The sequence below is a fragment of the Microbacterium jejuense genome, assembly GCF_039544225.1.
GTDB classification, from domain to species: domain Bacteria; phylum Actinomycetota; class Actinomycetes; order Actinomycetales; family Microbacteriaceae; genus Microbacterium; species Microbacterium jejuense.
On record NZ_BAABLG010000001.1, the window covers coordinates 379,247 to 399,882 of the forward strand.

Annotated in this window: 14 protein-coding genes; 8 read left to right on the plus strand and 6 right to left on the minus strand. The window is 71.6% G+C overall.

What is annotated here, in order from left to right; genetic code table 11:
* Positions 1-13: 13 nt before the first annotated feature.
* The gene (locus tag ABEA46_RS01685) at positions 14-190 is read right to left on the minus strand and encodes a hypothetical protein (protein ID WP_345542588.1); all 177 of its coding nucleotides are present in this window, start codon (positions 188-190) and stop codon (positions 14-16) included.
* Positions 191-257: 67 nt separating this feature from the next.
* On the minus strand, positions 258-3,203 hold the full coding sequence (locus ABEA46_RS01690) for a helix-turn-helix transcriptional regulator (protein WP_345542589.1): 2,946 nt from the start codon (positions 3,201-3,203) through the stop codon (positions 258-260).
* Between the two features lie 195 nt (positions 3,204-3,398).
* Between ABEA46_RS01690 and ABEA46_RS01695 the strand changes: the two genes are divergently transcribed.
* The 4 genes from ABEA46_RS01695 (at position 3,399) to ABEA46_RS01710 (ending at position 6,804) form a co-directional block, all read left to right on the plus strand.
* Entirely contained in the window at positions 3,399-4,328 is a 930-nt protein-coding gene (locus tag ABEA46_RS01695) for a cyclase family protein (RefSeq protein ID WP_345542590.1), read from the plus strand.
* A 240-nt stretch (positions 4,329-4,568) separates the two neighbouring features.
* A complete protein-coding gene (locus ABEA46_RS01700) occupies positions 4,569-4,733 on the plus strand; it encodes a hypothetical protein (RefSeq protein WP_345542591.1) in 165 nt (54 codons plus the stop codon).
* A gap of 72 nt (positions 4,734-4,805) precedes the next feature.
* On the plus strand, positions 4,806-5,939 hold the full coding sequence (menC, locus tag ABEA46_RS01705; RefSeq protein WP_345542592.1) for an o-succinylbenzoate synthase: 1,134 nt from the start codon (positions 4,806-4,808) through the stop codon (positions 5,937-5,939).
* 1 nt (position 5,940) lies between these two features.
* On the plus strand, positions 5,941-6,804 hold the full coding sequence (locus ABEA46_RS01710; RefSeq protein WP_345542593.1) for a hypothetical protein: 864 nt from the start codon (positions 5,941-5,943) through the stop codon (positions 6,802-6,804).
* A 60-nt stretch (positions 6,805-6,864) separates the two neighbouring features.
* Here the strand turns inward: ABEA46_RS01710 and ABEA46_RS01715 are convergent, their stop codons facing one another.
* Positions 6,865-13,173 (minus strand): rhamnogalacturonan lyase family protein, encoded by a 6,309-nt coding sequence (locus ABEA46_RS01715; protein ID WP_345542746.1) that lies wholly within the window; start codon positions 13,171-13,173, stop codon positions 6,865-6,867.
* Positions 13,174-13,619: 446 nt separating this feature from the next.
* Here ABEA46_RS01715 and ABEA46_RS01720 point away from each other — a divergent pair, with 446 nt between their 5' ends.
* Together ABEA46_RS01720 and ABEA46_RS01725 are read left to right on the plus strand one after the other, a co-directional pair.
* The gene (locus tag ABEA46_RS01720; RefSeq protein ID WP_345542594.1) at positions 13,620-14,966 is read left to right on the plus strand and encodes an alpha-hydroxy-acid oxidizing protein; all 1,347 of its coding nucleotides are present in this window, start codon (positions 13,620-13,622) and stop codon (positions 14,964-14,966) included.
* 89 nt (positions 14,967-15,055) lie between these two features.
* Positions 15,056-15,379: a DUF4870 domain-containing protein gene (locus ABEA46_RS01725; RefSeq protein ID WP_345542747.1), complete on the plus strand. Its 324-nt coding sequence runs from the start codon at positions 15,056-15,058 to the stop codon at positions 15,377-15,379.
* A gap of 30 nt (positions 15,380-15,409) precedes the next feature.
* Here the strand turns inward: ABEA46_RS01725 and ABEA46_RS01730 are convergent, their stop codons facing one another.
* Positions 15,410-16,054, minus strand: coding sequence for a hypothetical protein (locus tag ABEA46_RS01730; RefSeq protein ID WP_345542595.1), 645 nt, complete (start codon positions 16,052-16,054; stop codon positions 15,410-15,412).
* 199 nt (positions 16,055-16,253) lie between these two features.
* Between ABEA46_RS01730 and ABEA46_RS01735 the strand changes: the two genes are divergently transcribed.
* On the plus strand, positions 16,254-17,639 hold the full coding sequence (locus ABEA46_RS01735) for a glycine--tRNA ligase (protein WP_345542596.1): 1,386 nt from the start codon (positions 16,254-16,256) through the stop codon (positions 17,637-17,639).
* Positions 17,640-17,735: 96 nt separating this feature from the next.
* Positions 17,736-18,518 (plus strand): SDR family NAD(P)-dependent oxidoreductase, encoded by a 783-nt coding sequence (locus ABEA46_RS01740; RefSeq protein ID WP_345542597.1) that lies wholly within the window; start codon positions 17,736-17,738, stop codon positions 18,516-18,518.
* Positions 18,519-18,590: 72 nt separating this feature from the next.
* On the opposite strand, the gene ABEA46_RS01745 is transcribed toward ABEA46_RS01740, so the two are convergent.
* Positions 18,591-20,114: a flotillin family protein gene (locus ABEA46_RS01745; RefSeq protein WP_345542598.1), complete on the minus strand. Its 1,524-nt coding sequence runs from the start codon at positions 20,112-20,114 to the stop codon at positions 18,591-18,593.
* Positions 20,115-20,155: 41 nt separating this feature from the next.
* Entirely contained in the window at positions 20,156-20,623 is a 468-nt protein-coding gene (locus tag ABEA46_RS01750; protein WP_345542599.1) for an NfeD family protein, read from the minus strand.
* Positions 20,624-20,636 lie beyond the last annotated feature (13 nt).

A 20,636-nucleotide genomic window follows, 5' to 3' on the forward strand; every position in this document is an offset into this window, starting at 1 on the left:
GGAGCCCTCCGGTCTACAGGGGTTGGTAAGGGTCGTGACTCTGGTGGTGCGGACGGTCGGCGGCGCCGTCGGGGTCGACGGGGTCGTCGGAGGAGCCCGATCCGCCCGACAGGGGCGTCTCGGGGTCGGCGCTCAGGTCGTCGCGCGCGGCCGCTTCTGGGCGCGGGGGCGACTCCGGGTCGTGGGACATGCAGCCATGCTCGGGCAGACGGCCCGCAGCTAGCTATCCGGCGAATACGTCAATCTTTGTGAGACGTTCACGCAGGATCGGTATCGTCCAGCAAGCCCGCCTCGGTCACCTTGACGGCGAGGGCGGTTCGAGAGGTGACCTCGACCTTGCGCATCGCCGACCTCAGCTGCTGGTCCACGGTGGCCGGCGACTTCGCGAGGATCTGGCTGATCTCGCGGTTCGTCCTCCCCGCGACGACCAGGCGGACCACCTCCAGCTCGCGGGGCGAGAGGCGGTCGCCGTACCCCTTCCGCCCGCCCCGCCACAGCCGGGGCACATCACCGCCGTGCTCGCGGAGGCGCTGGGCGATCCGGTCGGCGTCGGCGCGGGCGCCGAGCCGGAACAGCCCTTCGTACTGGGCGGACAGCAGCTCGCGGCCCTCGGCGGTCCGGCCCGCGGCGAGGAGAGCGACGGCCCGGCGCTCGCGCGCACGCAGTGCGTCGTACGGCCGCGGCAGCGCGTCCCAGGCCTGCGCCGCCTGTTCGTAGGCGTCGGCCGTCCGGGCCGGATCGTCCGCGGACGACACGTGGGCCCGGCACAGGGCCAGCGCGGCCAGGGGAGCGGGAGCGGTGTGACCCCGCAGCCCCTGCGAGAGCTCGTCGGTGAGCGCCGTGGCCGCCTCGACATCGTCGGCCCCGAGCAGGGCCTCGACCCGTACCGGCGCGAGGTCGGTCGCCCACAGCCAGATGTCCTTCGTCCGGACGGTCCGCAGCGGTGCGTCGGTGATCCGGAGGGCCGCGTCGATGTCGTCCTCCGCGAGCCACAGCCGCGCGAGCTCCGCGGCGGGCTCCATCGTGTCGTCGGCGGCGCCGAGTCGCATCGCCTCGTCGAGCACGAGCCGGAACTGCTCCTCGGCCTCGCGCCGGCGTCCGGTCGCGGCGGCGAGCCGGGCCGTCAGCCGGACGGCGGCCAGGTGGAGCGCCGGCCGGTCCGCGTGGGCCTCGACGAACCCGGCGCTGCGGTCGGCCAGCCCCTCCCACCGGCCTTGGAACCAGTCGAGGTTCGCCCGTTCGAGGTGGATGTTGTCGTGCAGCCTCGAGGACTCCTCGGCATCCGCGAGCCGCAGCGCGACGCCGAAGTGCCGTTCCGCGTCGGCGTAGCGGCCCCACAGCACGGCGCCCGTCCCGATGTTGGTGTGGATGCGGGCGATGTCGAGCCGTTCCGGCGCGGCGGCGCCGTCCAGCGGCAGCCCTGCGACGATGTCCCAAGCTTCGTCGTCGCCGAGCATGAGGAACGCGGCGGCGCGGTTGCCCGCGAGGTTCAGCCGGACCGCAGGCGACTCGATCCCGGCCTCGAGCTCCGCGGCACGGCGCAGCCAGCGCCGGTGCGTCGAGGCGGGCCAGGGCGACGCGTACGCCCAGCCCAGGTACGTCATCGCCTTGGCCGCTTCGGCGGGGTCGTGGCCGAGGTCCGAGACGGCCTGCTCCAGCTCCACCCGCGCGGCGGCCGCCTCGCCGCCGGTGATCAGGAGGCGCCCCAGCGGGTTGCGGACCTCGGCCTGCTCGCGGGCGGTCAGGCCCGGACTGTCGAGCACTGTCCGCAGGCCGCGCACGACGCGGTGGTAGACCTCGTCGACCGGCTCTCGCCGACCCAGCGCGGCAAGCCCCGCCGTCCGGGCGATCCTGGCCAGGTCTGTCGGCGGGAGCGCCCGCTCCGTCAGGAGGTCGACCAGCAGGACGACGGCGGCGGTGTTGTCGCCCGAGGCCATGGCCTGCGCCGCCGCGAGCTCGGCGTACCGCGCCCACGGACCGGTCTCGCCGGCTTCGCGGAAGTGATGGGCCAGACGCGCGACCGGCCGGGGGTCGACGGCCTCGAGCGCTTCGCCGGCCCGGCGATGCAAGAGCGCCCGGTCAGGACGCGCGATGGCCTCGTAGACCGCCGTGGCGACCAGGACGTGCCGGAACCGCCATCGGCGGCGGTCGTCCTCGGCCAGGATCCGGGCCGAGGCCGCCTCGGCGATGCCGGCGCGGACCCGCTCGATCGGCAGACCGGCGGTCGCGGAGATCGCGGCCTCCGAGGACCACTCCGCCAGGACCGCTGCCGCGCGCAGTGTCTGCTGGGTCGCCGGCGCCAGGCGGTCCACCCGCTCCCGGGTGGAGTCGCGGACGGTCGGCGGCACCTGGAGCTCGCTGAGTGCCAGCCGGACCCACTGTCCGTCGCGGAAGACGATGTCGGCGCGGTCGCACAGGAGCCGGACGGACTCCTCGATCGCCAGGGGAACACCCCCGGTCCGCTGGTGCAGGAAGGCGCGGAACTCGTCGGAGACCGGCTCTCCACCCAGCATCGACGACACGAGCGACGCCGTGTCGTCGGGGCGCACGGACTCGAGGGCGATCCTCGCCCCCGTGACGCCGACGGGCAGGCGAGAGGTCAGCCGCAGGAGCAGTGACCCGGCATCCACCTCCTCCGGACGGTACGAGATCACCAGGCTCGCTCCGTCCGAGCGCTGCCGCGAGATGAGGAACAGCAGGAACTCCAGTGTCACCTCGTCGGCCCAGTGCGCATCCTCCACGACGAGGACGTCCACGCCGAGCGCCCTGAGCAGCTCGTCGAGCGCGCGGAACAGGCGATGCCGCGCCGCCTTCGCGTCGTCGACCGGCTCGAGGGCGGGTGGCAGGTCGGCCGACCACTCCGGGAACAATGGGCGCAGCGCGCCGGCGAGACCGGTGAGGGGCAGCCCCGCCACGAGGCTGTCGATCCCCTGGAACGCGTCGACGATCGGCCCCAGCGTCAATGACTCCCGCAGCGGCGGACAGACCGACACCAGCGCCGTGGGCGCCTCCGGTTCGGCGAGCCACTCCTGCAGCAGCCGGCTCTTGCCGATGCCCGCCTCGCCCTCGACCAGCACGATCGCGGGCGGCCGGGCGACGGCGTCGCGGAGCTCTGCCAGCTCCCGATCGCGCCCGACGAAGCCTGGCGTCGAGATCAGGGGAGGATTCGGGTCCGGACGGCCGGCCGTCCGAGCAGGACTCATCGGGCCTTCTCGAGGGGCTCGCGCACATCCATGCCCATGACGTTCTCCTTGGGATGCGACGGACGCTCGGCCGCCGATCGGGTGGGGTCACCTGTGACGCTACCCACGGTAGGTCCCCGCGGCGGAACTCGTCTCCGTCCGAAATGCGACGGACCCTGGCAGACCGGGTGGATGCCGCGCGCCTAGGCTCGCGGCATGCCCGAGTATCGCGCCCACTTCGACTTCGACATCCGGTTCGCGAACGGGGGCGGTCTGTCGGGCGTCGGCTTCCGGCTCGACCTTCCCTCCGCCGAGATCTCGGACGACGAGCTCGGACGCCTGCTCGTCGCCCACCTCGGCCTCGCGCTCGTCGACGAGGTGGAGCTGCGCGGCGTGCGGGTCGTGGAAGAGCCGCATCGGGGGAGCCGCGGCGTCGAGGTGGCGGCATCCGCTTCTCAGACACGTGTCGTGGACCTCAGCCATCCGATCCGGGCCGGGCTCGTGACCTACCCGGGTCTGCCGGCGCCGACCATCACGCCGCACCTCACGCGTGAGGACTCGCGCGCCCGCTATGCACCGGGCACCGAGTTCGCGATGGACGTCATCCACCTGATCGGCAACACCGGCACGTACCTCGATTCGCCGTACCACCGGTACGCCGGCGGCCGCGATCTCGCCGGGCTCGACCTGTCGACGCTGGTGGGGCTGCGCGCCGAGGTGTTCCATCTGGAGGACGCGTGGGATGCCGCGCGCCGGGGCATCCGTCCCGAGACGCTCGCGGACCGCGACGTGCGCGGCGCCGCGGTGCTGCTGCACACCGGGTGGGACCGCTGGTTCGGGGCGCCGGAGTACGGTGTCGGCGCACCGTTCCTCACCGGCGAGGCCGCGCAGTGGCTCATCGACGCCGGCGCGGTGCTGGTGGGCATCGACTCGCTCAACATCGACGACGCCGACCCGTCGACAGGCTCCGGCGGGGGCGAGCGGCCCGCGCACTCGCTGCTGCTGGGCGCCGGCGTGCACGTCGTCGAGCACCTGACGAACCTCGGCGCGCTGCCGCCGCGGGGTGCCCGGTTCACCGCCGCGCCGCCCGCGGTGGAGGGGTTCGGCACCTTCCCCGTGCGCGCGTTCGCCGAACTGCCGGCGTGAGCGGCCGCGGCGGCCGGTAGCGTCGCGGGTATGGGTGATGGTCCGAAGCCGACGGCGCCGGGGTTCCTCGAACGGCGGCCGCCGCTGGACCGGATTCCCGAGGCGTTCCCCTGGCTGGACTGAGGCATCCCGTCGCTGTCGGTGGCCCCTCGTAGCGTGGGGACATGGACGCGTGGCGCGTCCGCCGATCCGAGGTATCAGCAGAGGCGACCGCGGCTCTTCCGAGGGGAAGGAGCAGTCATGCACGAGCACATCGAGACCCTGATCATCACGGCAGGCGAGGCGCTGCGACGCGCCGAGCGACGCCTGACCGAGACCGAGCCGCGCCGCCGGCGTCCGCGCTCGGCCCGCTCGACCTACATCCCGGTCCGCCGCGACGCCGCGACGCTGCGCCTCGCGCACTGAGTGCCCCGCTCGCCCGATCTCAGAACACCTGTTCCCGCGAGACGCGTCGACGCCCGGGCGTACGCTGAGCGCATGCCCATCGCCCGGCCCACCGGACCCGTCACCCTCGAGGGGTTCGAGCTGCGCGTGCTGCACCTTCCGCTGGTGTCGCCTTTCACCACGTCGTTCGGCACCGAGACGGTGCGTGAGGTGATCGTGGTGCGCGCGCTCACGTCCGACGGCGACGGCTGGGGCGAGATCGTCACGCAGGCCGATCCGCTGTACTCGAGCGAGTACACGCAGGGCGCGTGGGACGTCGCGCTGCGCTTCTTCGCCCCCGCGCTGCTCGACCGGAGAGTACTCGCCCCCGAGCACGTCGCCGCAGTGCTCGAGCCCTTCAAGGGGCACCGCATGGCCAAGGCGGGACTCGAGCTCGCGGTGCTCGACGCGGCGCTGCGCACCGAGGGGCGTCCGCTCGGCGAGTACCTCGGCGCCGTCCACGACCGCGTGCCGAGCGGGGTGTCCGTCGGCATCCAACGGGATCCGGCCGCCCTCGTCGACACCGTGGCGGAGTACCTCGACGAGGGCTACGTGCGCATCAAGATCAAGATCCGGCCGGGTCGCGACGTGGACGACACCGCCGCGGTGCGCGACGCATTCGGCGCGATCCCGCTGCAGATCGACGCGAACTCCGCGTACACGCTCGCCGATGTCGACACGCTGGCCGAGCTCGACCGCTTCGATCTGCTGCTGATCGAGCAGCCGCTGCAGGAGGACGACCTCGTCGACCATGCCACCCTGGCGCGGCGGCTGCGCACCCCGGTGTGCCTGGACGAGTCGATCGTGTCCGACAAGGCGGCAGGCGACGCGCTCGCGCTGGGCGCGGCATCCATCATCAACATCAAGGCCGGCCGCGTCGGCGGCTACCTCGAAGCGGTGCGGATCCACGACCGCTGCCGGGCGGCCGGTGTGCCGGTCTGGTGCGGCGGCATGCTCGAGACCGGCATCGGCCGCGCCGCCAATGCGGCCCTCGCGGCGCTGCCGGGGTTCACGCTGCCAGGCGACGTGTCGGCGTCGAGCCGCTTCTACACGCGCGACATCGTGACCGAGCCGGCGGTGCTCGAGCAGGGCCACGTGCGGGTGCCCACCCTGCCCGGCCTCGGCGTGCAGATCGACCCCGTGGCGCTGGACGAGTTCACCGTCGCCCGCGAGACGCTGTCCCGCTGACATGCGCACGCGCGCGATCGTCGGCGGGGCGCTCGTGCTGATCGCCGCGCTGTCGGGCTGCGCGGCGGGCTCTCCGCCGACGCCGGCGCCCACCCTGCCGTCGGGCGTGACCGTCGAGCTGCAGCAGCTGCGGTCTGACGTGTCGTCGCGTCAGGCCGAGGTACACGTGGTCAACGGCTCCGACGCCGCACTCACCGTGGGCGAGGTGCGCGTCGAGGATCCGCGGTTCGAGCGGCCGTCGGCACGCGTGATCGCCGACCGGGTGAGCACCGTGCCCGCCGGCGGCGCCGTCGACATCCGCGTCCAGCTGGCCGCCGTAGACTGCGACGCCCCCGACGACGGCGACGCGCGCGTCGTGCTCGAGATCGTGCGGGATGCCGGCACCGTCGAGGCTGCGGCATCCGCCCCCGACCCGGTCGGGTTCCTCGCGCCGCTGCACGCGCGCGAATGCCTTGAAGAGCAACTCGCGGATGCCGCGGGCCTCGCTTTCACCGGCTTCACGGCATCCGCGCCCGGCGACCCCGCGTCACTGGAGCTCACCGTCACGCCGACCGGGTCGGCGGCCGCCGCAATCACCGGGATCGAGCGCACGAATCTGCTCGACTTCGCGGCCCCGGACGATGACGACCTCTACCCGCTCGACGTCGCGGTGGCGGCCGACGAGACGTCGCCGGTCGTGGTCGCGGTGCCGATCATCCCGTTCCGCTGCGACCCGCACGCCGTGCAGGAAGACAAGCGAGGCACGATCTTCGACGTGCAGATCTCGCTCGACGGCAAGCCGGGCGAGATCGAGCTGTTCGTCGGCGAAGAGCTGCGCGGCCGCATCCTCACGTGGGTCGGCCAGTGGTGCGGCTTCGGCGGCTGATCCGAGAAGGCCGACGGCCGGCCACCCGAAGGTGACCGGCCGCCGGCATCCGCGATCCCGCTACTTCTTGACGGTCACCGTGATGGCCTTCGAGGTGGTCGTCCCCGCGGCGTTGGCGAATTCGGCGACGTACGTGTACGTGCCGGGTGCGCGTCCGGTGATGGCCGTCGCGGCCTGCTGCGCGTTGGGGGATGCCGCCGCGACTGTCTGCTCGTCGATCAGCGTCCCGTTCTCGTACAGCCGGTACGAGGTGGCGTTGGTGCCCCACCAGAGGTTGGCGGTGACGGTGTAGTTGCCGTCCTTGTCGTAGTTGTCGTGCGAGAGGACCGGGACGCCGGGTGCGGCATCGGTCACCTTGACCGTGACCGGGGTGGTCGCGGTGGTGCCCTTCGCGTTGATCAGCTCGCCCGTATACACGTAGGTGCCGTTGGGTTTGCCGGTCACGTCGACGGTGGCCAGCTGCGCCTTCGGCGAGTTCGCGTCGAGCAGCTTGGTGGCGATCAGGGTGCCGTTCTCGTACAGCTTGTAGACGGCGCCGTTGACCCCCGACCACAGGTTCATCGACACGGTGTAGCGGCCGTCGCTGAGCCCGCTCTCCCATCCGGAGTCGGAGGAGAGGATGCCGCGACCGGGCGCCTTGGCGGCGCCTTCGTCGTCGAACACGAGCAGCTGCACCGACGCCTGGGCCACCAGACCGTCGTGGTTCACGGCGTTGACGGTGAGCGTGTGCACGCCGACCTTGTCCTTCAGCGCGATCGCGGCACCGGGTGCGACGGGCTGCCCGTCGAACGCGATGTCGAGGTTGCGCACGCCCGACTCGGGGTCCTCCGCCGCCACGGCGACGGTGAACGTGCCGGTGCTCGGCAGCAGCGTGCCGTCGGCCGGGAGACCCGAGAGCACCGGGGCCGTGGCATCCCCCGCACCGCTCGGGTCGCCGGTGACGGCGATCCGCGGGGCGGCCGGCTGGGTGAACCCGTCGCCGAGGAAGAAGCTCGTCTGCGGGGGCTGGTTGTAGCCGGTGTTCTGCCAGGCGACCGACAGCCGGTAGACCGGGTCGTGCATGAGGGTGCGCAGCCGGATCGCGGTCTCGTCGGTGGTGGAGTAGATGCGCAGCTCGGTCGAGTCCGCCGAACGCCACGCGATCTCTTCGCGCCAGTCGCCGAACAGGTCCGCCTGCAGGTTCGGCGTGCCCTTCGTGGAGTTGTTGGAGCGTGCTCCGTCGGCCTTGAGGATCACGTCGGTCGTCTCGGTCTCCCAGTTCCACTTGCCGATCGTCGGCACGCCCTCGGACGTGTCGGCGTTCCAGTCGTGGTCGACGATCTCGCGCAGCGGGTCGCCGTCGAACCATGCCAGGAAGTTCGCCGCCGGGATCTCGGTCGAGATCAGCTCACCCGTCGACGACATCAGCTGCCCGACGGGGGAGTTCCAGGCGGCGTCGCCGCCGACGGCCCACCCCTCGGCGCCCTCGTGGCGCGGGTCGATGTCACCGGACGCGGCGCGCCCGGTGTCGACCGTCGCGGGGATCGACCACAGGATCTTGCCCGTGCGCGCATCGCGCATGGTGGCCCCGCGGTTGCCCGAGGCGTGCATCTCCTCGTGCGCGGCGAACACCTCCAGCCCGGGGTTGGACGGCACGAGGTCCGACACGTGGATCGCGTCGCCGTGGCCGAGCCCCGTCGAATAGAGCAGCGAGCCGTCGTCGTCGACCGTGGCCGAGCCGTAGACGATCTCGTCCTTGGCGTCGCCGTCCACGTCGGCCACCGACAGATTGTGGTTGCCCATCCCGTAGAAGCCCTCGTTGCCCTCGTCGTTCGAGTCGAGCACCCAGCGCTGGTGCAGCTTCGAGCCGTCGAAGTCGTACGCGGCCATCACCGCGCGGGTGTAGTACCCGCGGCTGAAGATCGCGCTCGGGTGCTCGCCGTCGAGGTAGGCGGTCGCCGCGAGGAACCGGTCGACCCGGTTGCCGTACGTGTCGCCCCACGCCCCGACGTCGCCGCGCGGCGGCACGTAGTCGATCGTGTCGATGGCGGCACCGGTGAGGCCGTTGAACACCGTGAGGTACTCCGGACCGCTCAGGATGTAGCCCGAGCTGTTGCGGTAGTCGGCGCTGGCGTTGCCGATCGGCTGCCCGACGCCGTCGATGGTGCCGTCACCGGTCTTCATCATGACCTCGGCGCGGCCGTCGCCGTCGTAGTCGTACACCTGGAACTGCGTGTAGTGCGCGCCGGCCCGGATGTTGACGCCGAGGTCGATGCGCCACAGCCGCGTGCCGTCCAGCCGGTAGGCGTCCAGAAGCACGTTGCCGTTGTAGCCGGCCTGCGAGTTGTCGTGCGAGCGGGCATCCCACTTCACGATCAGCTCGTACTGCCCGTCGCCGTCCACGTCGCCGACGCTCGTGTCGTTCGCCGAGTAGGTGTAGGGCTGGCCGTCCTTCGTGTAGCCGTCGGCGGGCTTGTCGAGCGGCACGCTCAGGTAGTCCCCGTCCTGTACGCCGAACGTCTCGCTCTCGGTGGTCTCGATGCCGTCGAGCACCTTCGTGATGAAGTACGTCGAGTCGGCGGTTCCGGTCTTGTCGAGGTAGTTCGTCGACTCGGTGATCGGCGTCTTCGTGAGGCGCTTGCCGTCACGGTAGACGTGGAAGGCGACGCTGTCGGGGTCGGTGCCCAGCATGCGCCACGACACCAGGGTCCCGGCATCCGTCGACACCGCCGCCGGAGCCCGGTCGAGGTACTCGGCCTGCCGCTGCAGGACGGTGACCGCGTCGGTCTTCAGCTGGTCGGAGGCCGCACCCGCACCGCCCGCGTTCACCGCGACGACCGTGTAGAAGTACGGGATCGTGGTGAGGACGGTGGCGTCGGTGTAGCGGTTCGCGTCGGACAGCCCGATCAGGTCGCCCCGCTCACCCTCCACCTCGGAACGGAACACCAGGTAGTACAGCGCGTTCAGGGGCTGCGCCCACGACAGGTCGAGCGACCGCTTGCCGATGGTGTCGACCGAGAGGCTCGTGGGAGCCGTCGGCGGCGTGACCGACGCGTCGACGAACGACACCTCGACAGTCTTCGACGGCACCGATTCGAGCTTCGTCTGGTCGACGGCGGTCACGTGGTACTCGTAGTCGAGGCCGACGCGGGCCGTCGTGTCGAGGAACGACGGCTGGTCGACGGATGCCACCAGCACCGGCTTCGCGTCGAACGGCGACTGGCGGTACACGTTCCATGTCAGCCCCGCCTCGCCCGTCCACGCCAGCGAGACGCTGGGGGCGGCCGGGTCGGCGTTCACGTCGGTGACCTTCAGCCCCACCGGACCGAGCAGGATCGGCGTGATCTCCAGGCCATTGAGCCGCGAACCCGCCGCGGCGCCGTACGCCTCGATGTTCAGCTGGCCGTCCGTGACGAGGTAGGGGCCGCGCAGAGTCTCGTTGACCGAGCCCTTGCCGGCGTTGCCCGACCCGGCCTCCTTGCCCTCGACGCGGAAGCTCGTCTTGCTCGAACCGATCCAGTCGCCCGAGTACGTCTTCACCGAGTACGTGCCGTCGGGCACGTCGAGGGCGAAGGTCGAGCTGTCGCCGGGCAGCACGAAGTCGCGCACCAGGTCGTTCGACCCGTCTGCGGCGCCGCGGTCACGACCGGCGTTCGCCGGCAGGGCGTTCAGGAAGCCGTACCCGCGCTCGGCCGTGTAGCCCGCGTCGGGGGTGACCTCGGTGTAGCCAGCCATCAGCGGGTTGCCCGCCAGCTGGAAGTCGTACTTGTACAGCGCCTGCTTGGTCGTGAAGGTGACGACCGCGCTCGGGGCCGACTCGCCGCGTCCGTTGACGGCGACCACCTGATAGCGATAGCCCGTGCCTTCATTGAGACCCTGCACGATCGAGCTGGTCTGCGTGACCATGCCGACAAGAGTCCAGGTGGGCTCGGGGTCGGCGACGGCCTGCCGGTAGATCTTGTAGATGTCGGCGGTCGGCGAGGCATCCCACTGCAGCGTCGCGCCGCCGTTGCTGATGGCACCGGCGACCACGTTCTGCGGCGCGACGGGAACGTCGGCGGGCGGTTCGACGTCGGTCACCTTGCCGGCGAGCGGGTCGTCGAGCGCCTTGACGTCCTGCGCGACGAGGCGGGCCATCTGGATCGCGCCGTACTCCTGGAAATGCGTGTCGTCGGCGATGCCGGCGGGCCGCTGCGGGAAGACGCCCGGGTCGGCGTAGAGGAACACGGCCTTGGCGGCGTCGGGGCCGATCTGGTCGAGGTACGCACGGCTGGATGCCGACAGATCGACGAGCAGCACGTCCTCCTCGGCCGCGAGCTCCTTCATCTTGTCGACGTACTCCGGGAAGCTCACATTGAACAGGCCGGTGTCGGCGTTGAACGAGCGGCGTGAGACCGGCGTCACGAGGATCGGCGTCGCTCCGCGCTGGCGGGCACCGTCGACGTAGACGCGCAGGTACTCCTTGTAATCCGCGGGGCTCGCGTACCGGTCGTCGACACCCTGCGTGGCGTCGTTGTGCCCGAACTGCACCATGAGGTAGTCACCGGGGCGCACTGCGCGCAGGATGTCGTCGAGGCGGCCCTGGCTGATGAAGTTCTTCGACGAGCGGCCGCCGATGGCCTGGTTCGAGAACGCGACGTCCGACGCGAAGAACCGGTCGATCATCTGACCCCAGCCGGCCTGCGGCGCGTAGGCGATCGGGTCGTAGGTCTGCACCGTCGAGTCGCCTGCGATGTACGCCGTGGGGATGGCTCCGGCGACGCGGTCGGGCAGGCGCGTGATCGTCAGTGCGTTGACGACGGGCACGTCGCCGCCGAACACCAGCGTCAGGGTGCCGTCGACGAGTGCGATCGTGAACGTCATGTCGAGGTACGAGCCCGCAGGTTGCGGGTTCTCGGTCACCTTGGCGATGCTCTCGGCGGTGATCGTGGTGGTCGTCGCCTGCGTGGCGTCGCCCGAGACGAGTCGCACGGAGTAGTCGCCCGCGCCGAGGTCGACCTCGAAGGTCGCGCCGGACGTCGATACGAAGTCGCCGCGCAGAGCGTCGGTGCCGCCGCGGTCGATGTCGGGCGTCGTGGCGGTCGGGGCGGTCGAGAAGCCGTAGCCCCACTCCGGGTTGTACGCGGTCGCGCTGGTGACAGACAGGGCGCCGTCGGCGACCTGGCCGGGACCGAAGTCGAAGGTCACGACGTCACCGGCGGGCAGCGGCGCGGGCGCCGAGTAGACCGCCGACGTGACCGCGGTGGACGGGGCCGACGAGCCCGCCTGGTTGCGGGCGATCACGCGGTAGGTCCACGCCTGCGCCGTGTCGACGGCATCCGTGTATCCGGGCGTCGCGACGGCCGTGACCTGCGAGAACACGCCGTCGGCGCCGGCGCGCTCGAGGACGTACTCGTCGCCGTTCGCGACGGCCGACCACGACAGCACCACGGCGTCACGGGTCACCTGCGCGACGGCGAGGTCGGCCGGCGCGGCGGGTGCGACGAGGGCGGGGATCGTGCCCGAACGCACCTCGGCCGAGGCCGGCGAGACGCCGCCGTACGCGTCTACCGCGGTGACGGCGTACGCGTACGCGTCGCCCTCGGTCACGGACGTGTCGGTGTAGGCGGGGTCGGTGACCTCGGCGAGCTGTGAGAACTCGCCGGTGGTGCCGCCGGTGACGTCCGCTCGCAGCACGCGGTACTCCGCGATGCCCGCGACCGCCGACCACGCCAGATCGACGCCGTTCCACGCGACCCGCTGAGCCACGAGGCCTGCCGGGGCGGCCGGCAGCGCCGGCGTCACCACCAGGCCGTTGAGGTAGGCCCCCAGGCCCGAACCGGCGAAGCCGACGGTGAGCTGGCCGTCGGTGACGACCGCCGTGTAGGTCGCCGTCGCGTTCACGCCCTTGCCTGACGTGAGGCGGGCCTGCGCGACGCCCTCGAGGGTCACTGTCGCGTTGGTTCCGGATGCCGAGCTGAGGCCGTCGCCGATGGTCACGGTGACCGAGTACGCGCCGGCAGGCACGCCGTCGAGCTGGAAGCCCCAGTTCGTGCCCGCGACGAAGTCGTCCTCCATGGCTCCGGCGGGCGAGCCGTCGGTGCTGCGGTCGCGGTCGAACAGCGTCACGCCGTCGGGCACGGTGATGCCCCAGCCGGTCTCGGCCGTGTAGCGCGAGGTGGTCAGCACCTGCTGGAAGCCGTCGGCGACGGCGCTGGTCGCGGTGCCGAAGTCGAAGCGCCAGGCTCCGTCGTCGGCGGGCGCGAGCAGCGCGGCGGCCGGTGTGGCGGTGATGAGCGCCGCGACCATGGCAGTGGCGCCGGCGATCGCGGTGAGACGCAGCCCGCGCGAGGTGCGGGATGCGGGGGCGTGGTGAGCGGGTCGCGTCGCGCCGTCGGCGCGTGCGGACACGTGGGGCACGGTTCCTCCTGTTGTCAGCATCGGCAAAGGATGACGGTGTCCGCCGCCGCGGCGTCGCGGTGGCGGGTCGTCGTGAACCGGGCGCGTACGGACTCGAGCCCTGTCCGGTGAGTGGACGGAAAGCGTATTCCATTCACTCGCCTGGCAGTCTGGCACGGCGGGGCGGCCGACGGCAAGCGAAATCATGAAACGTTTTTGTCGGCCGATGCCGCCGGCTTGTGCGCGGTCCCAGTCCTGGTCTATCGTCGCCGGCGAACGCTTTCCCACGCCCCCGCCGTCGGCGCGAATACGGACCGCACCGGCGGCGGGCCCCTTGTCCGGAATTCCGTCTGCGCATCCCCGGCCGGCAGCCCGACGGGTGCCATCACGCGCTGCCCGGCCATCTGCCGGCGCGCAGAGACTGAATGCCGAACCGGGATCCTCCTAGGCTGAGGCCCATGGCTCAACGCAGTGCCGCCCCCGACGACCCCGCCGCCGCATCGCGCGGCATCTCCCGGCTGACGCAGTCCGACATCTACCGCGCCGGCATCAGCGGCACCCGCCCGCGCGTTCCGGTCGACGCCGATGGCCTCGAGGCCGCCGCCGCGAAGGCGCTGAGCGCCGAGGCGTTCGCGTACATCGCCGGCGGAGCGGGCGCCGAGCGCACGGTTGCCGCCAACCGCGCCGCATTCGGCCGCTGGCAGGTATGGCCGCGGCCGCTGCGCGACGTGTCGAGTCGTGACCTGTCGATCGACTTCCTCGGCGCGCGCCGGCCGACGCCGCTGCTGCTCGCCCCACTGGGCGTCATGGAGATGGCCCACCCCGACGCGGATGTCGCGGTCGCGCGGGCGGCGGCATCCCTCGGCGTCCCGTACACCCTCTCGAACCAGGCCTCGGTCGCGATGGAGGAGGTGAGGGATGCCGCACCGGCCGCCGCGCGTCTGTTCCAGCTCTACTGGTCGGCGTCGGACGAGCTCAACGCATCGCTGCTGCGGCGGGCCGAGGCATCCGGCTGCGAAGCGATCGTCGTCACACTCGACACGCACCTGCTCGGCTGGCGCACGCGCGACCTCGACCTGGCGTATCTGCCGTTCACGAGGGCGATGGGCATCGCGCAGTACGCGAGTGATCCGGTGTTCCAGCAGCTCGTGCGCGAGCGGGTGCGCGGGGCGGGCTCGACGGCCGAGGGCGCCGACGCCGCCCCGCCGGTCCGGATCACGCCGAAGGCGGTCGCCGCGGGCATGCGCATCGCCCGCAAGGGCTCTGCCATCACCGGCACGTCCAGCGTGCGCGAGAATTTGCGCTCGCCGCTGCCGCGTGCGGCGGTCGAGACGTTCCTCGACGTGTTCTCGACGCCCGCGCTGACCTGGGGCGACCTCGCGAAGGCCCGGCAGTGGACGACGCTGCCGATCATCCTCAAGGGCATCGTGCATCCTGACGATGCGATCCGCGCCCTGGACGCGGGGGTCGACGGCATCTGGATCTCGAACCACGGCGGACGCCAGATCGATCAGTCCGTCCCGACGCTCGAGGTGCTGCCGACCACCGCGGAGCGCGTCGCCGGCCGCGTGCCGATCGTGTTCGACTCCGGGGTGCGCCAGGGGTCCGACGTGTTCATCGCGCTCGCCCTGGGCGCGACCGCGGTGGCCCTCGGCCGGCCCTATGCGTACGGGCTGGGCGTGGCCGGCGAGGCCGGCGTCGCCGAGGCGGTGCGCAACGTCCTGGCGGAGTTCGACATCACGCTGGGGCTCGCCGGCCTGACCTCGATCGGCGAGATCGACCGTCACGCACTGCGCGAGGCGTGACCCGTCCACCCTGCTGCCCCTAGTCTGGGGCGGTGACCACTCCTCCTCCTCCGCCTCAGTACCCGTACGCTGCGTCGCAGCCGCAGCCGATGAGTCCCGCCGACGAGAAGCTGTGGGCGACGCTCGTCCACGTGGGCGGCATCTTCTTCGGCCCGCTTCCCGCGCTAATCGGCTACCTCGTCCTGAAGGACCGCGGGCCGTTCGTCCGCGCCCACACCGCCACCGCCCTGAACTTCCAGCTGACGCTGCTGATCGCCTACATCGTGGGCAGCATCCTCAGCATCGTGGTCATCGGCATCTTCGTGCTGATCGCCGCGTACGTGCTGAACATCGTGTTCAGCATCATCGCCGCCGTGAAGGCCAACCGCGGCGAGTGGTACAAGTACCCGCTGACCATCCCGTTCCTCAGCTGAGGCTGATCGTTCGTCAGCGCACGTGCACAGTCACCGCGCGGCGCCGTCTTCGGTGAACCCGAAGATCGGCGTCGCGCCGGCGAACTCCGACGCCGGGAGCGGGTCGTGTGCGACAGGGTCATCCGGCCAGCCCGGGATGAGGACCGCGGTCAGCTCGTCGCGGTCGCCCGCGTAGCAGCCCGTCTCCGCGCGCACCGAGATCGAATCCGCGGATGCCGCACCGTCGCGGATCTCGATCGTCAGACTGTCGACGTGCAGCGCGTCGTTCCGCGCCCGCACCGTGGTCGTGCCGTCGCCCGAGGTTCCGACGGGCCGGGTCGTCCAGCCGCGGTCCGCGAGCCACTGCGCCGTATGCGCGCCGAGCATCGGGCCGTCGACGTGCGCGTCGCCGTCGAGCGTCCACCCCTCGGGGGTCGTGCGGCCCAACGAGAACGCGTAGCCTCCGTCGCAGTCCACCGGCAGGTCGCCGTACTCCTGCACCTGCCAGGCGCTGTCGTAGAGATGAACCTGCACCGCCGCGACGGTCTGCTTGAACAGCAGGTTCTGCTGCCGCGCCGACGCGTAGAGCGCGTCGGCCGCCGGCTGCGGGACGGCACAGCCGGCCAGCGGACCGGCCAGCGCACCTGCCAGCACCACCGTCGCCACGCGCCGGGCGTGCGTCGCGGAGCGGAACATCGTGGGTCCTCCGATCGACCCGTTCAGGCTAGGCCGGACCAGCTCCCGCCGGTATGGGCGGTGCACGTCGCCGAGGCCGCACCGCCCGGCTGAGAGGGCGGCCAGCGGCGCGGGGTCGCGCGGCATCTAGAATCGATGGATGCCGCGCTCGCGGCATCCTGCACCTTCGTGCATCCCCCTCCCGACCATTGGAGCCACCGTGGCCGAGCAGTCTCGCCTCGACAAAGTCATCGCCCTCGCCCGTCATCGCGGGTTCGTGTTCCAAGCGGGTGAGATCTACGGCGGATCCCGGTCGGCCTGGGACTACGGCCCCCTCGGCACCGAGCTGAAGGAGAACATCCGCCGCCAGTGGTGGCAGACGTTCGTGCGCGGCCGCGGCGACATGGTCGGCCTCGACTCGTCGATCATCCTGCCCAAGCGCGTGTGGGAGGCCTCCGGTCACGTCGCGACCTTCACCGACCCGTTGGTGGAGTGCCTGCACTGCCACAAGCGCTTCCGCGCCGACAACCTCATCGAGGACTTCGAGGCGCGCAAGGGCCGCAAGGCCGAGAACGGCCTCGCCGACGTGCCGTGCCCCAACTGCGGCACCAAGGGCCAGTACACCGAGCCCAAGGAGTTCTCGGGTCTCGTGAAGACCTACCTCGGCGTCGTCGATGACGAGTCGGGCCTGTACTTCCTGCGCCCCGAGACGGCGCAGGGCATCTTCGTGAACTTCTCGAACGTGCTCACCGCGAGCCGCAAGAAGCCGCCGTTCGGCATCGGCCAGGTCGGCAAGGCGTTCCGCAACGAGATCACCCCCGGCAACTTCATCTTCCGCACGCGCGAGTTCGAGCAGATGGAGATCGAGTACTTCGTGCCGCCGGCCGACGCGCAGGAGTGGTTCGACCACTGGGTCCAGGAGTGCTGGAACTGGTTCATCGACCTCGGCATCGACCCCGACAACATGCGCCGCTTCGACGTGCCCGAGGACGACCGCGCCCACTACTCCGACGGCACGATCGACGTCGAGTACCGCTTCGGCTTCGCCGGCAAGGAGTGGGGCGAGCTGATGGGCGTCGCCAACCGCACCGACTACGACCTGAGCAGCCACACCGAGGCGTCGGGCCAGAGCCTCACCTACTTCGACCAGGCGTCGGGCGAGAAGTACACCCCGTATGTCATCGAGCCGTCGTTCGGTCTCACGCGCGCCATGATGGCGTTCCTCGTCGACGCGTACCACGAGGAGGAGGCGCCGAACGCGAAGGGCGGCACCGACACCCGCACGGTGCTCAAGCTCGACCCGCGCCTGGCCCCCGTCAAGGCGGCCGTGCTGCCGCTCAGCCGCAACGAGCAGCTGTCGCCGATCGCCCGCGAGGTGGCCGAGAGCCTCCGCGGCGACTGGAACATCGACTTCGACGACGCCGGCGCGATCGGCCGCCGCTACCGCCGCCAGGACGAGATCGGCACGCCGTTCTGCATCACGGTCGACTTCGACTCGCTCGATGACCGCGCCGTCACCGTCCGCGACCGCGACACGATGGGTCAGGAGCGCGTGCCGCTCGAGGGCCTGCACGCCTACCTGGCGGAGCGCCTGCGCGGCGCCTGACCGTCTGAACAGTGGATGCCGCCACCGGGCCGGGTGGCGGCATCCACTCGTTCCGGGGGAGTTCCGGTCGCGGCGGGGAGTGCCTACCCTGACCTCATGGCCAGGGACTATCGCGGCACCACCGCGCTCATCACGGGCGCCAGCGCCGGGCTCGGCGTCGAGTACGCGACGCAGCTCGCCCGGCGGGGAGCCGATGTCGTCCTCGTCGCCCGCCGCGAGGACCGCCTGCGCGACCTCGCCGAGAGGCTGGCCCGGGACCACGGGGTGCGGGCGACGCCCATCGCCCTCGATCTGACGCGCGCCGACGCCACCGCGGTGCTGCGGCGGGAGATCGATGAGCGCGGGATCCGCGTGCAGAGCCTGGTCAACAACGCCGGCTTCGGCATGAAGGGCTCCTTCGCCGAGGCGGATGCCGCGAGGATCGGCGAGATGGTGCAGGTCAACGTCGCCGCGCTCGTCGCGATCACGCGGGAGCTCCTGCCCGAGATGGTCGCCGACGGACGGGGCGTGCTCGTGGGCATCGCGAGCACCGGCGCCTACCAGCCGTGCCCGAACATGGCCGTATACGGCGCGACGAAGGCGTTCGTGCTGAGCTTCACCGAGGCGCTCTCGTACGAGACGAAGGGCACCGGGCTCGGCGTCATCGCGGTGAGTCCGGGCGCGACCCGCACGGAGTTCTTCGACATCACGGGCGCCGACGCGGCGGTCGGGCGCTTCCAGCTCCCCGCGCAGGTCGTCGAGCTCACGCTGCGTCGCCTCGACCGTGACGACGTGCCGCCGAGCGTGGTGTCGGGCCGCGCGAACGCGTTCAGTGCGTGGGCGGCCCGGGTGATGCCGCGCCGGATGACGCTCGCGGTCAGCGGCCGGGTGCTCAAGTAGCTGACTGGCCGGACGAGGAACGACGGAGCGCCCGGTCCCGCGAGGGGCCGGGCGCTCCGGAGAAGCCGCGTGTCAGCCGATCTTGCCGACGGCCGCGGCGGCGTCCTTCACGGTGGCCTTCGCGCCCGCGCCCGCGGCGTTCAGCGCCGCGGCGGCCTCGGGCCCGGCGGACTTGATGGCGTACGCCTGCAGGATCGTGTTGAGGTCGAGGCCGGTGAGCCCCTTCACGACCTCGGTGCCCTCGCTCAGCACCTTGCCGACGGTCTTCGTCATCTCGGACGCGCCGTCGGTCGAGACCACCGTGAGCTTGTCGATCGAGGCGATCGGCTCGGCGGCCGCGCGCACGATCTCGGGCAGGCGCGAGATGATCTCCTGCGCCAGGGCGGCCTCGCCGTACTTCTGCAGCGCGAGCGCCTTGGCATCGGTCGCAGCGGCCTCGGCCAGACCTTCGGCCTGGATCGCGGAGGCGCGGGCCTCACCCTCGGCCTTGATACCGGCCGCCAGCGCGACCTGCTTGTCGCGCTCGGCCTCACCGGCGACGCGGACGGCCGTGGCGGATGCCTCGGCGTCCTGTACGGCGGCCACCTTGTTGGCCTCGGCGATGCGGGTGCGCTTGAACGCGTCGGCCTCGGTCGCGGCGTTCGCCGCGTCACGCAGGGCGGTCGCGCGCTGCACCTCGGCGTAGGCCTGCGCCTCGGCGGGCTTGCGGATCTCGATGTCGAGCCGCTCCTGCGTCACGAGCGCCTGCTCGGTGAGGGCTTCGCGCTCCTGGACGGCGACGAGCTTGTCCTGCTCGGCGGTGGCGAGCTGGCCGGAGGCCTGCGCCTCGGCGTTGGCGCGGTCGGTCTCGGCCTTGATGCCGGCCTGCTTGAGGGCGAGGGCCTTCTGGCGCTCGGCGATCTGCTCGGCCGCCTCGATGCGGGCGAACTCGCTGGCACGGGATGCCTCGGCCTCGCTGATCTCGGCGACCTGACGGGCGCGGGCCGCCTCGGCGCGGCCGAGGTTGGCGAGGTAGTCGCTGCCGGGCGTCGAGATGTCGCTGATGTTGAGCAGGTCGACCTGCAGGCCCTGCTCGACCAGGTCGGTCTTGGTCTCGGCGACCACGCGGTCCGACAGGCTCTTGCGGTCGGAGATGATCTGCTCGATCGTCATGTCGCCGACGATGGAGCGCAGCGACCCCTCGAGCGACTCCTTGATGATGTCGGTGAGTGCGCCCTGCTGCGAAAGGAAGCGCTGGGCGGCACGGCGCACCCCGTCCTCGGTGCCCGACACCTTGAAGTTGATCGACGCCTTGATCGCGATCTTGATGCGGTTCTTGTCGACGCCCTCGACGGTGATGCCGATCTGGCGCTGCTCGAGCGAGATCGAGAAGCCCTGCTGCAGGATCGGCCACACGAAGGTGCGGCCGCCGATGACGACGCGCTGGCCGCTGCCGGACTCGCCGGGTGCGGGCTTGCCGGCGCCGCGGCCGACGATGACGAGCGCCTCGTTGGGGGGAACGCGGCGGATGCGCCGCGCGATGAACGTGATGAGGCCGAGCACCGCGACGACGAGCGCGATGACGGCGATGACCTGGATGAGGGTCGAGTCGAGCATGGGTTCCTTCGGGTGCGGGGTGGGTGGAACGGGGGTGGCGCCTACTCGGCGACGACCTTGACACGCGTGCCGGCGTGCTCGATCACGCGGATGCGCACGCCCTCGGGGATCGGCGCGTCGGAGTAGGCGAGGCGGCGCTCGACCTCGCCGGGACCGTCGAGGCTCACCTCGCCGCCGGAGGGCGTGATGTCGGAGCGCGAGACGCCCGACAGACCGAGGGCGGTGGTGGGTGCGCCGTCGGAGCTCCTGGTCAGGCGCTTCACGAACAGCACCGCCACGAGGTAGGCGAGCACGGCGAGCACCGCGGCGAGCACGTACGCCCACACGGTGGCCAGGCCGGAGGTGTACGTGATCACGCCGGACGCGCCGAACACGACAGCGGCGATGCCGAGGGCGGTGCCCGAGATGGCGCCGTCGCCGATGTCGAAGTGGTCGAAGATGTCGCCGATCAGCAGCGAGATCAGCAGGACGGCGAGGCCGACGCCTCCGACGATGAGGAAGGGCAGCATGGTGTCTCCGTGT

Coding starts and splice junctions, on each gene's coding strand:
- ABEA46_RS01685 (WP_345542588.1), bottom strand. CDS start 190: ATGTCCCACGACCCGGAGTCGCCCCCGCGCCCAGAAGCGGCCGCGCGC.
- ABEA46_RS01690 (WP_345542589.1), bottom strand. CDS start 3,203: ATGAGTCCTGCTCGGACGGCCGGCCGTCCGGACCCGAATCCTCCCCTG.
- ABEA46_RS01695 (WP_345542590.1), top strand. CDS start 3,399: ATGCCCGAGTATCGCGCCCACTTCGACTTCGACATCCGGTTCGCGAAC.
- ABEA46_RS01700 (WP_345542591.1), top strand. CDS start 4,569: ATGCACGAGCACATCGAGACCCTGATCATCACGGCAGGCGAGGCGCTG.
- menC (WP_345542592.1), top strand. CDS start 4,806: ATGCCCATCGCCCGGCCCACCGGACCCGTCACCCTCGAGGGGTTCGAG.
- ABEA46_RS01710 (WP_345542593.1), top strand. CDS start 5,941: ATGCGCACGCGCGCGATCGTCGGCGGGGCGCTCGTGCTGATCGCCGCG.
- ABEA46_RS01720 (WP_345542594.1), top strand. CDS start 13,620: ATGGCTCAACGCAGTGCCGCCCCCGACGACCCCGCCGCCGCATCGCGC.
- ABEA46_RS01725 (WP_345542747.1), top strand. CDS start 15,056: ATGAGTCCCGCCGACGAGAAGCTGTGGGCGACGCTCGTCCACGTGGGC.
- ABEA46_RS01730 (WP_345542595.1), bottom strand. CDS start 16,054: ATGTTCCGCTCCGCGACGCACGCCCGGCGCGTGGCGACGGTGGTGCTG.
- ABEA46_RS01740 (WP_345542597.1), top strand. CDS start 17,736: ATGGCCAGGGACTATCGCGGCACCACCGCGCTCATCACGGGCGCCAGC.
- ABEA46_RS01745 (WP_345542598.1), bottom strand. CDS start 20,114: ATGCTCGACTCGACCCTCATCCAGGTCATCGCCGTCATCGCGCTCGTC.
- ABEA46_RS01750 (WP_345542599.1), bottom strand. CDS start 20,623: ATGCTGCCCTTCCTCATCGTCGGAGGCGTCGGCCTCGCCGTCCTGCTG.